General features: G+C 73.9%; 8 protein-coding genes. 3 read left to right on the top strand and 5 right to left on the bottom strand.

Features of this window, described 5'->3' with window-relative positions:
• The 3 genes from E1193_RS24455 to E1193_RS24445 all read right to left on the bottom strand — a co-directional run.
• The coding region (locus E1193_RS24455; RefSeq protein WP_132185528.1) for a metallophosphoesterase at nt 1–1525 on the bottom strand (1525 nt) is incomplete at its 3' end.
• Between the two features lie 80 nt (nt 1526–1605).
• Nucleotides 1606–2781 (bottom strand): PQQ-dependent sugar dehydrogenase, encoded by a 1176-nt coding sequence (locus E1193_RS24450; protein WP_132185527.1) that lies wholly within the window; start codon nt 2779–2781, stop codon nt 1606–1608.
• Between the two features lie 67 nt (nt 2782–2848).
• Nucleotides 2849–4654: a SpoIIE family protein phosphatase gene (locus E1193_RS24445; RefSeq protein WP_132185526.1), complete on the bottom strand. Its 1806-nt coding sequence runs from the start codon at nt 4652–4654 to the stop codon at nt 2849–2851.
• 150 nt (nt 4655–4804) lie between these two features.
• Here E1193_RS24445 and E1193_RS24440 point away from each other — a divergent pair, with 150 nt between their 5' ends.
• A complete protein-coding gene (locus E1193_RS24440) occupies nt 4805–5728 on the top strand; it encodes a 2-hydroxyacid dehydrogenase (protein WP_132185525.1) in 924 nt (307 codons plus the stop codon).
• A 7-nt stretch (nt 5729–5735) separates the two neighbouring features.
• On the opposite strand, the gene E1193_RS24435 is transcribed toward E1193_RS24440, so the two are convergent.
• A complete protein-coding gene (locus tag E1193_RS24435; RefSeq protein ID WP_132185524.1) occupies nt 5736–6110 on the bottom strand; it encodes a PH domain-containing protein in 375 nt (124 codons plus the stop codon).
• Nucleotides 6111–6314: 204 nt separating this feature from the next.
• Between E1193_RS24435 and E1193_RS24430 the strand changes: the two genes are divergently transcribed.
• Nucleotides 6315–8894 carry a sensor domain-containing phosphodiesterase gene (locus E1193_RS24430; protein WP_243707863.1) on the top strand — a complete coding sequence of 860 codons (2580 nt, stop codon included), beginning with the start codon at nt 6315–6317 and terminating at the stop codon, nt 8892–8894.
• A 31-nt stretch (nt 8895–8925) separates the two neighbouring features.
• Here the strand turns inward: E1193_RS24430 and E1193_RS24425 are convergent, their stop codons facing one another.
• Nucleotides 8926–9945 carry a LacI family DNA-binding transcriptional regulator gene (locus E1193_RS24425; RefSeq protein ID WP_132185523.1) on the bottom strand — a complete coding sequence of 340 codons (1020 nt, stop codon included), beginning with the start codon at nt 9943–9945 and terminating at the stop codon, nt 8926–8928.
• A 382-nt stretch (nt 9946–10327) separates the two neighbouring features.
• On the opposite strand from E1193_RS24425, the gene E1193_RS24420 reads away from it, so the two are divergent.
• The gene (locus E1193_RS24420) at nt 10328–11608 is read left to right on the top strand and encodes an extracellular solute-binding protein (protein WP_132185522.1); all 1281 of its coding nucleotides are present in this window, start codon (nt 10328–10330) and stop codon (nt 11606–11608) included.
• Nucleotides 11609–11687 lie beyond the last annotated feature (79 nt).

Raw genomic sequence — 11687 nt, 5'->3', positions numbered from 1 at the left:
CAGCAGGCCCTCGTACCGTGGCTCCTCGATCGACTCGGGGCGCAGACTGCCGGCGGCCAGCCCCAGACTCCCGGCGGTCATCGCCAGGGCGAGCCCCGCCGACCAGGCGGTACGCCGCACGTTGCGGGGTCGGCTTCTCACCCTCCAGACCGCGGAGCCCGGCGCCGCCCGTGGAGCCCTCCACCATGAGCAGGGTGGGCTGCTGGCCGGGCTCCTGGGGCAGCTTCGACACCTGCCGGTTGTGGGTGTGCCCGGCGAGAACCAGCGGGCAGGTGCCCGAAAGTGGGCCCGCCGAGGCCGGATCGTGAACCAGGGCGATGTCGACGGGCCGGGGCGACTTCCGCACCGTTTCGGCGAGCTGCTCACCGGTCCCGATGACCTGGTCGGCAACCTCCCTGGTGAGCCCGCTACCGGCCGGTGAGGTCTCCTTGTCGGGCGTGAACCGAGGGTCGCCGATGCCGGCGATGGTCAGCCCGGCGACGGTGGTGGTCGAGTTGTTCAGCACGATCGCGTTGGGCTGGCGGGCCACCGCAGCCGCCGTACGGACCGAGTCGTGGTTGCCCCGGATGTAGACGTACGGCTTCTTCAGCACCCCGATCGCGCCGACGTACGACGCCTCCGGCTCGCTGCCCCAGTCGGTGAGGTCACCGGTGTCGATCACCACGTCGATGTCGAACTGTTCCACCACGGTGCGGATCAGCTGCCAGCCGGTGGGATTGAGGTGCATGTCGGAGACGTGCAGCACCCGGGTGGTGTCCGACGCGGGCTCGTAGACCGGCAGCGCGGCTACCGTCGTGTAGAGCTTGCTGACGTTGGCCACCACGCGTTGCAGCTGCTCGGCGTACTTCGTGTAGTCGTTGGCGATCCGCCGTGCGTCACCGACGATCGCTGGGGCGTTGACCAGCAGGCCCTCGTACCGTGGCTCCTCGATCGACTCGGGGCGCAGACTGCCGGCGGCCAGCCCCAGACTCCCGGCGGTCATCGCCAGGGCGAGCCCCGCCGACCAGGCGGTACGCCGCACGTTGCGGAAGATCAGCGCCGCCAGCACCAGGGTGACCAGCACGACCGCGCCGAGGGTGCGCAGGGCGAGCCGGATCACTCCGTTGCGGACGTCGGAGACGGCTGACTGGCTGGCCCGGCTGAGGCTCGCCGGGTCGTCGATCAGCGCCTCGGTCCTGCGCTGGTCGAGCGCGCCGAGCCCGACGGTCAGGTGGGTCGGCCCGTCGTGGCTGTCGAGTTGCAGGGCGCCCAGCGGCGGTATGTCGACGGTGGTGTGGCCGTCGACCGCCGGGGTGAGCGTCAGGTCGGCCCGGAACGGCCCGATGTCGGTGTAGACCCGGCCGCCGGCCAGCACCCCGATCATCGCGCCGAGAAGGGCGACGAGTAGCACGGCGGCGACCACACCGGCCCGCCGGGTCGGGCCCGACCGGGCGGCTTCGCGGATCCGGGGCCATCGGGCACGCTCACGTCGGGCCGGGGTCGTCTCGTCCCGGGGCCCGCGCTGCTCGTTCTCCTGACCGTCCATGCTGAGATTCTGACCTGCCCACCGCAGGATCTTGGCAAACCCGGCTGAGTGGGCCTGATTCGGCAGTCCGCCGGAGTGGATCAGCTGCGGCCGGCGCCCCCGTCGCCGAAGACCAGCCGCAGCAGACGGTCGTCCTCCGGAGTCGGCCGGCCCCGCCCGTCGTGGTTGGAGGTGGAGACCCACACCGAGCCGTCCGGCGCGGCGGCGACCGCGCGCAGCCGGCCGTACCGGCCGCTCAGCAGTTCGCGGGGCTGGCCGAGCACGGTGCCGGTGTCGGTCAGCTCGACCACCCAGAGCCGCTGCCCGCGCAGGCAGGCGGTGACCAGCAACCGCTGCACCGAGGTCAGACCCGAGCAGGACGCCTCCGAGGTGCGCCACTGCGCGATCGGGTCGACGTGCTGCCCGGTGCCGGCCTGACCCTCGACGACCGGCCAGCCGTAGTTGCCGCCGGCGTTGATCCGGTTGATCTCGTCCCAGGTGTTCTGGCCGAACTCGGTCGCGTACATCCGCTTGCCAGCGTCCCAGGCCATCCCCTGCACGTTCCGGTGACCCAGCGACCAGACCGGCGAGCCGGGGAACGGATTGCCGGGGGACGGCGCGCCGTCCGCGGTGATCCGCAGGATCTTGCCGCCGAGGTTCCCGCGGTCCTGGGCGGACTCCCGGTCGCCGGCGTCGCCGGTGCTGACGTAGAGCTGCCCGTCCGGGCCGAAGGCGAGCCCGCCGCCGTCGTGTGTGCGTGCCCTCGGGATGCCGGTGAGGATCGGTGTCGGGCTTCCGCCCAGTTTCAGTTTCGCGACCCGGTTGTCCCGCTCGGTGGTGTAGTAGACGAAGACCGTCTCGTCCCTGGCGTACGAGGGCGAGACGGCGATGCCGAGCAGCCCCGCCTCGCCGCCGGCGGCCACGTCCGGAATGGTCTGCACCGGGGCGACCCGCAGCCCGTCCGGGCCGGACTCCGGGCCGATCTTGAGGATCCGGCCGCTGTCCCGCTCCGTCACCAGGCCCCCGCCGTCGGGCAGGAAGGCGATGCCCCACGGCACCCGCAGCCCGGTGGCCAGCGTGGTGGCGACGACCTGCTGGCCGGCGCCACCGGGTCTGGCGCTGGCCGAGGGGGTCGGCAGGTTGGGCGGCTCGCCGGCCGGGTCCGGGTCCGGCGGGCCGAAGCTGCATCCGGAGGTGGTCAGCAGCAGCGCCGCGCAGGACGCCGCCAGCGCCGCGCGATGGCGGCCGGGGCGGGGGTACGGGGGATGCGCGCTCACCCGGCCCAGCCTAGCCCGGAATCCGGTCACCCGGCCGTGCCGGACCACGGGTCGGCCCCCGTTCGCCTCAGCGGGCCCGGACGGCGAGCAACGCGACGTCGTCCTCCCGCGGGTGCGGGCTGTGCAGCAGCAGGTCGCAGAGGTCGTCGAGCGGCAGCTTGGAGCTGCCAGCGAGCCGGTCCACCAGCTCCGCCAGCGTCTCGTCGATCGGACGGTCGCGGCGTTCCACCAGCCCGTCGGTGTAGAGCAGCAGGGTGTCCCCCTCGTCGAGCAGCACCGTGCGGCTGCTGCGCGGGAAGGGGCGGGTGAGCCCGAGCAGCGGCTCGTGCCGGCCGTCCAGGTTGTGCACCGCGCCGTCGGCGGTGACCAGCAGCGGCGGCGGGTGACCGGCGTTGCACCAGGTGACCGCCAGACCGCCGGGGGTGCGGCTCAGCCGGGCCAGGGTCGCCGTAGCGGCGGTGGGGATGCGCAGCCCCGCGATCGTCGCGTCCAACCGGCTCATCTGCTCGTGCACCGGGTCGGTCCGGCCGAAGGCATTGCCCCGCACCAGGTTGCGTAGCTGACCCATGGTCGCGGCGGCCTCGATGTCGTGTCCGGCGACGTCCCCGATGGCCATCATCAGGTCGCCGTCGGGCTGCACGAAGGCGTCGTACCAGTCGCCGCCCACCTCGACCCGGTCCGCCACTGGCTGGTAGCGGGCGGCCAGCTCCACCGCCGGGTGCTCCGGCAGCCGGGGCAACATGCTGTGCTGGAGCACCTCGGCGACGTGCCGCTGCTCGCCGTACATCCAGATGTTGCCGACCGCCTGCCCGGCCCGGCGCCCGACCTCCACGGCGGTCCGCAGGTCGCGCTCGTCGAAGGGCCGCCGGTCCGGGCCGCCGACCAGGCTGATGCTCCCGATGACACCCGCGCCGGGCGCCGGCACCGGCACCGTGAGGTGGGCGGCGAAACCGAGCCGGGCGGCCAGCGCGCCCAGCTCCGGCTCACCGACGTCCCGCCCGGCGTCGTCCGCGCCGCCGAGCACCGGCTGTCCGGTGCGCAACACCCTCCGGATGACCGAGTCGGGATCCAGGCGCGTGGTCACCAGATGGGCGAACCGGGCCACCTCGGCGGCCCGGGACGGATCCCGGTGCACACCGGTGGCCCGGCGCGGCTTTCCGGCCCGGTCCACCAGCGTCACCAGCGCCCAGTCGGCCAGCAGCGGCACCACCGCGTCGGCCAGCCGGCGGACGGCCGTGTCGACGTCCAGGGTGCCGGCGAGGGTCTCGGTCAGCCCGTGGAGCAGTTCCAGCCGGTTGTGCGCCTCCTCGGCGCGGCGCCGCGCCTCCTCGGCGCCGTCCAGCGCGATGCGCAGCCGCAGCTCGGACGAGCAGGCGGCGGCCAGGTCGGCGAGGGTCCGCAACTGGGGGGCAGTCCACGCCCGGGGCCTGTGGTCGATCGCGCAGAGCGCACCGAGCACCCGACCGTCGAGGTCGGTCAGCGGAACACCCGCGTACGCGACCAGCCCCAGCTCGGGGATGGCGAGGTTCCGCCGGACCCGGGGGTGGAGCCGGGCGTCCGGCAGCACCATCGGGATCGCGATGTCGACCACGTGCTGGCAGAAGGAACGGTCCAACGGGGTCTCTCGGCGGCCGGCCCACGGCTCGGGCAGGCCGACCGCGCCGGGGAAGAACTGCCGGTCGGCGCCGACCAGGGAGACCAGCGCGACCGGCGCCTCCAGCAGGTCGCCGACCAGCCGGGCGAATCGGTCGAAGGCCTCGTCAGGGGCGGCGTCGAGGCCGGTGTCGGCCAGCGATCGGAGCCGGGCCGGGTCACGGAGCGCGGGAATGCCCACAGCGGCCGGCCGGTCGGGTTCCGGGGATCGCTCGGTCATCGGCCTCCTGTCCGTGGCGGCATGGTACGCCGTCCGGCGTCCCGGCGATCGTTCATACCCCCGCCGGCGGCGCCGGCGCCACGGGGGTGTTTCCCCGGGAGGCCCTGGTTGCCGGACCCGACCGCGTCGGGGCCGCTATCGTCGGCGGTCGTGAAGGTATGGATCCCCCACCCGACCGGCGTCGAACTGCTCGGCGAGGTGCCCTCGGGCGTCACCGTCGAGCCCTGGACGGATCCGGCGCCGCCGTCGGACCCGGCCGGCGTCCGGTTCTGGGTGCCGCCGTTCCTGGTGGCCGGGGACGTCACGACGATGCTGGAGCGGCTGCCCGACGTGGCGGTGGTGCAGCTCCTCTCCGCCGGTGCGGACGCCTGGATCGGCCGTGTCCCGGGCGGCGTCACGCTCTGCGACGCGCGGGGCGTGCACGACGCCGGCACCGCCGAGTGGGTGGTCACCGCGATCCTGGCCCACGTGCGGAACTTCCCCGCGATGGTTCGGGCGCAGGCGCGCGGCGAGTGGGCGTTCGGCGACGTCGCACCGACCGACGAACTGATTGGCAAACGGGTGCTGATCGTCGGCGCGGGTTCGATCGGCGCGGCGGTCCGGGCCCGGCTGGCCCCGTTCGATGTCGAGTTCACCCTGGTCGCCCGGACCGCCCGCCCCGCCGAGGGGGTGCACGCCGTCGACGACCTGCCGCGGCTGCTGCCCGCGGCCGACGTGGTGGTGCTGCTGGTGCCGTTGACCGAGGCCACCCGGGGGATGGTCGACGAGCGGTTCCTGGCCGCGATGCGAAACGGGGCGCTGCTGGTCAACGCCGCACGGGGCCCGGTGACCCGCACGGACGCGCTGGTCGCCGAGCTGGCCAGCGGCCGGCTGCGGGCCGCGCTGGACGTGACCGACCCGGAGCCGTTGCCGGCCGGGCACCCGCTCTGGGAGCTGCCGAACGTTTTGTTGACCCCGCACGTCGCCGGCTCGGTGCGCGGGCTGCTGCCCCGGGCGTACCGCCTGGTCGGGGAGCAGCTGCGCCGGTTCGCGGCGGGGGAGCCCCTGGTGAACACGGTGGTCGACGGGTACTGATCGCCGGTCAGCGGGCGTCGGGCAGGTGCTGCCCGGTCACCGCCACGAGCCGGGGCAGGTCGGTGCGGCGGACCGCGGGCAGGACGACCTGCTGCCCGTCGTCGAGGCGGGCGACCGCCCGGCCGCGTGGGTCGGCGGCCAGCTCGACGATCTGGTCCCACCGGATACGCCGTTCGCCGGCGAGCGCGCGCAGCCGCAGCTCGCCCGCGTCGGCGTCGGTGCCGGCCCGCCACCCCCAGAACGCGACGGCCAGCGGTACGAGCAGCACCGGCAGCAGGTACCAGGCGGCGGTGGCCAGCGGCAGCGCGCCGACCACGGCGACGATGGCCGCCACCAGGATGGCCTGGTGGTACCGGAAGCGGATGATGCTGGCGCGACTCACCCTCCGATGATCCCACCTCGGCCGGTGTCGAGCAGGGGCGGGCGAGTCGACGGTGACCGCCGCCATGGTGGAGTGACGCGGGTCACGCGCGACAAGGCGTAACCGGGGGATGCGGCGGTCGTTCAGGGGGTGACGTGTGTCGGATATCCGTCGCTGTCACGCATCGCCGCACCGCCCCGTGCCCCCCTCACGAAGGCGACCGCCGTGCCACTCGCGTACCTCGTCCGTCGACCGTCGCCCGCGCTGGCCGCCCTGCTGGGGGCGACCACGCTGCTGGTGGCGGCAGCCCTGGCCGGCGCGCTCCCGCCGCTGGCCGCCGCCACCCTGGCCGGCGCGGGCGGCTGTGCCCTGGCCGGGCTCCGACTGTCCCGGCTGGCTGCCGTCGGCGGTCGCAGCCGGCGGGCCCGGCGGTGCCGGCGGGCCGCCGCCCAGCTCGACGCCGCCGTCCTGGTCGTCGGCCTGACCGTGGCAGTCCTCCCGCTGGCCGCCCCGCCGCACCGCCCGGAGGTTGCCGCCGCCGGCCTGCTCGCCGCGGCTGTCAGTTACGCCGGCGGCCTGCTCACCCTCCCCGGTCACGCCCGGCTGGCCGCCCGGGCCCGGCTGCGACGCGGCGTCGACATGGCCGGGCTCGGCACCGCGCTGGTCTTTGCCGGATGGGTGCTGCTCCCGCCGGGCGAGGTGCCGGCGCTGGTCCGGGTGGTCACGGTGGCCGGCGCGTTGGGGCTGGCCGGCCTGCTGGTGAGCGCGCTCGCCGATCGGCGGCGACGGCCCGGCGCGGCGTTGTGCCGGGTCGGCGCGGCGGCCACGCTGCTCGGTCTGGCCAACCTGGTGGTGCTGTCGAGCTACCGGGCGCCGCAGCAGGCCACCCTGACGGTGGTGCCGTTCCTGTTGGCGGGCGTGCTGCTCACCGCCACCGGGGCGGCTTGGGTGGCGGCCGGCGACCCGCCGCTCGGCGGCGGGCCCGCCCCGGTCTGGCCCCGGGTGACCGCCCCGGCCGCGGTGGCGGCCCTCGCCGCCGGGCACCACCTGTGGGCTGTCGGCGACTTCACCCCGACGGCCGTCCTGCTCGGGCTCGCGGTGATCCCGCCGCTGGTCGCCCGGGAGCTGATCACCGCGGCGGACAACCGGGACCAGGCCCGGCGGCTGGCCGCCAGGGAGGCCCATTTCCGGGCGTTGATCGCCGGCGGCCGTGACCTGATCCTGATCCTTGACGACGAGCTGCGGGTCCGGTGGCTCTCCGCGGCCGGGCCGCGCTGGTTCGGGCTGCGCGACGACGAGGTGCGCGGCCGACCCCTCGCCGACCTGCTGCATCCCGACGACGCGCCCGCCGCGCTGCGCCAGCTCACCGACCCGGCCGCCGCCCGACCGCCGCTCCTGGTGGCCCGGATGAGCACCGGCGACGGTGGCTGGCGGGAGACCGAGGCGACGGTGAGCGACCAGCGCGGGGTGCCCGAGGTCGACGCGGTGGTGCTGCACGTGCGCGACATCGGTGAGCGCCGCCGGCTGGAGCGGGAGTTGCGCCGGCTGGCCGCGGTGGACCAGACCACCGGCCTGGCCAACCGCCGCGAACTGGTCCGGGTGCTGGGTGAGCGACGGTCGGAGCCGGGGGCGTTGCTCCTGGTCGACCTGCACGATCTCGGCGCGGTCGCCGAGCGGTCCGGGTCGACGGCGGGGGAGGCGGTGCTGCGCACCGCGGTCCGCCGGCTGCGCGACGTGGTGGGTCCGGGTGACCTGGTGGCCCGGGTCGCCGGGGATGAGTTCGCCGTGGTCAGCGACCTCGGGCCGGTCCCGGCGTACGCGCTGGGCGACCGGCTGGCGGCCGCGCTGGCCGAGCCCTGCCCGGTGCCCGGGGAGATGATCCGGTTACGGGTGAGCGTCGGCCTGGCGGAACTGGCCGGAGCCGGCCCGGAGGACGCGCTGCGCCAGGCGGACCTGGCCCGGCGGCGGGCGGCGCAACTCGGCCACAACCGGGTGGAGTGGTACGACGCCTACCTGGAGGAGCAACTGGTTCGCCGACTGGACCTGGAACGGGAGTTGCCCGGCGCGGTCGCCCGCGGCGAGCTGGACCTGGTCTTCCAGCCGGTGCTCGGGCTGGCCGACCGGCTGCCGGTCGGCGCGGAGGCGCTGCTGCGCTGGCGCAGCCCGGTGCTGGGCACCGTGCTGCCGGCCGAGCTGCTGCCGGTGGCGGAGGATCTGGATCTCGTCGGCGAGTTGGGGCAGTGGGTGCTGAAGCGGGCCTGCCGGCAGCTCGCCGAGTGGTCGGCCGGGGGCCGGCGGTTCTGGATGGCGGTCAACGTGACACCCAGGGAGCTGCTGGCACCGGATTTCCTGCCCGGGGTGGCTGCGGTCCTGGCCGCCCACGGCGTACCGGCCGACCGGCTGGTGGTCGAGCTGGCCGAGCACCGGCTCGGTGCCGAGCTGCCCACGGTGGTGGCCCGACTGGCCGGGCTGCGATCGCTGGGGGTACGGACCGCGTTGGACGGGTTCCGGGCCGAGCAGTCGTCTCTGGCCCAGCTCCGCCGGCTTCCGATCGACCTGCTCAAGGTCCGGCCGCAGGTGGTGGCGGCGCCGGACGGGCCGGGCCGGCCACTGATCGACGTGGTGGTGAGCCTGGGCGAGCGGCTCGGCCTGGCAGTGGTGGGGGAGGGGCTGGAGTCCGACGCCGATGTCGAGCGGGCCCATCGCGCCGGGTGCCGGTACGGCCAAGGGTTCGCTCTGGCCCGACCGGTCACCGCCGAGCGGGTGGAGGCGTTCTTCGCGGAGTTCCCCTCGGCGTCCCGCTGACCGACCCGGAGCAGCCGTGCGCTGAACCGGTTCACCTCTCCCGGGGCGGAGCGGTACTGCCGCGCGGCGTGAGGTGAGCCGTCTCGTCCTGGACCCCGGTCACCGGCTCGCCGGCGATGACCGCGAGCAGCTGCCGGGCGGCGTGCGCGCCGTACGCCGGGATGTCCCGCCCGAGCGCGGTCAACGGCGGGTGCACGAGCTGGCAGAGCGGGGAGTCGTCCCAGGCCACGATCGACAGGTCGCCGGGGACGGTCAGCCCCATCTCCTGCGCCACCGAGAGCCCGGCGATCGCCATCACGTCGTTGTCGTAGATGATCGCCGTCGGGCGGGTGGCGGAGCTGAGCAGCCGGCGGGTGGCTCGGGCCCCCTCCTCGCCGGTGTAGTCCGACCACACGGTGACCGCCCCGTCGAGCCCGAGTCGCCGGCACACCTCGCCGAACGCGTCGGCGCGGATCTCGGTGTGCAGCAGCGAGGGCAGCCCGCCCACCCGGGCGATCCGTCGGTGTCCCAGCGCGACCAGATACTCCACCGTCTCCACCAGCGCCGCCGCGTCGTCGGACCAGACGCTGGTCAGGTTCCCGGTGTGGCCGGGGCCGCCGATCACCACGGCCGGCAGCTGCAGCTGCTCCAGCGCTGGGACGCGGGGGTCGTCGGTGCGCAGGTCGCAGACGAAGACGCCGTCCACCCGCCGCTCGGCCCACCAGCGCCGGTAGACCGCGATCTCCGCCTCCTGGTCGGCCACCACCTGAAGGGTCAGCGCGTACGAACGGGCGGAGAGTTCGGCCTCGACGCCACTGATCAGTTCCATGAAGAACGGCTCGATGCCCAGTATCCGGGCCGGCCGGCAGAGGGCCAGGCCGACGGCGTCGGCGGTCGCGCCGGAGAGCGCGCGGGCGGCGCTGCTCGGGCTGAAGCCGATCTCGGCGGCGATGGCCAGGATCCGTTGGCGGGTGGCCTCCGAGACCCCTGGCTGTCCGTTCAGCGCGTACGACACCGCGCCCTTGGACACCCCGGCGCGTCGGGCGACGTCGGCGATGGTCGGCCGCTTCACCGGCGTGCTCCTCAATCCTCACGGCCCGTGCGGGCCGGCTCTCACGGCGCCGGTCCACCGGCCGCCCTCACGCTACCCGCGCCCGCCCCGCAGATGATCATCGGGCGGCGGGCGTGGGCCGTTCCCGGAACGGTTACTTGCGCGGTTAAGCGTACGACCTCCACTGCCGTTCGCTGTCCCGTCAGTCCTCGTGGCGTGCTTCGGGAGAGAGCGCTCTACCACGCATGCTTGCGCTTCCGAGGGTGCGCGCAGGTTGCGGGTGGGCCACGGCTTTGATCGATCGTTGACAGTGCCCGGGGTGGCCCGTACGGTGGCCTCACTTATCCGGTTCAGTCAACGTTTCTCGATGTCGGGAGCGTTCCCATTTGGTGCGGAGGATGGCATGAAACGGTCCTGGAAGCACTGGGCCCGCGCGGCGACGGCGGGTGCCGTCGGCCTGCTCATGGTCGCCGGCTGCAGCGGTAGAAGCACCACCAGCGACGCCAGCTCCGGAGACGTCGTCACGCTGAAAGTCAACTTCTGGGGCGACTTCGGCCTCCAGGACCTGAAGGCCAAGTACGAGGCCGCCAACCCCACCGTCCGCATCCAGCTCAACTCCGGCGAGTACAACGCCCAGCACGAGGACCTGCAGAAGAAGCTGGTGGCGGGCAACGGCGCGGCGGACATCGCGGCCGTCGACGAGGGCTTCATGGTCCAGTTCCGCAGCCAGTCCGACAAGTTCGTCAACCTGCTCGACAAGGGCGCCGGCTCCTACGAGAGCAAGTACCTGCCGTGGAAGTGGAAGCAGTCGCTGTCCGCCGACGGCAAGACCCAGATCGGCCTCGGCACCGACGTCGGCGGTCTGGCCATGTGCTACCGCACGGACCTGTTCAAGGCCGCCGGGCTGCCCACCGACCGGGACCAGGTCTCCGCCCTCTGGCCCACCTGGGACAAGTTCATCGAGGTCGGCCAGCAGTACACCACCAAGACCAACAAGAAGTTCATCGACGCGGGCACCAACCTGTTCAACCCGGTCCTGGGTCAGCAGCCGGGCGGCTTCTACAACGACCAGGAACAGCTCCAGATGGAGCAGGGTCCGAAGATCGCCTTCGACTACACGGTCAAGGCCATCCAGGCCGGCATCTCGGCCAACCTGATCAGCTTCCAGGCCGACTGGGACAAGGGCTTCACCAGCGGCGCCTTCGCCGTTCTCGCCTGCCCGGCGTGGATGCTCGGCCACATCAAGGACACCGCCCCCGGCACCGAGGGCAAGTGGGACATCGCGGCGGTGCCCGGCGGCGGCGGCAACTGGGGTGGGTCCTTCCTCACCATCCCCAAGCAGAGCAAGCACACCGACGAGGCGTACAAGCTGTTGGAGTGGCTCGTCCAGCCGGAGCAGCAGATTGAGATCTTCAAGAAGGTCGGCAACCTGCCGTCGCAGCCGGCGCTCTACTCCGACCCGGCGATCGCCGAGTTCAAGAACCCGTTCTTCAACGACGCCCCGGTCGGTCAGATCTTTCCGAAGATGGCACAGGGCCTGACCCCGCAGTACCTGGGCAAGAAGAACGGCCCGACCCGGGTCGCGGTGGAGAATGTCATCCGCCGGGTGGAGAACAAGACCCTGAAGCCGGACGCCGCCTGGGCCGAGGCGGTCAAGGAAGCCGAGAAGGCCTTCAAGTCCTGACCTCGCGGTGACCGGTGGCGGAGCGGGGACGACCCGCTTCGCCACCGGCCCGGGGAGCCACCGTCCGCCCCCCGACGCC

The organism is Micromonospora sp. KC606, from assembly GCF_004348675.1.
Classification (GTDB): Bacteria; Actinomycetota; Actinomycetes; order Mycobacteriales; family Micromonosporaceae; genus Micromonospora.
This window is presented reverse-complemented; position numbering and strand designations above follow the sequence as displayed.

Coding starts and splice junctions, on each gene's coding strand:
- E1193_RS24445 (WP_132185526.1), bottom strand. CDS start 4,654: ATGACCGAGCGATCCCCGGAACCCGACCGGCCGGCCGCTGTGGGCATT.
- E1193_RS24420 (WP_132185522.1), top strand. CDS start 10,328: ATGAAACGGTCCTGGAAGCACTGGGCCCGCGCGGCGACGGCGGGTGCC.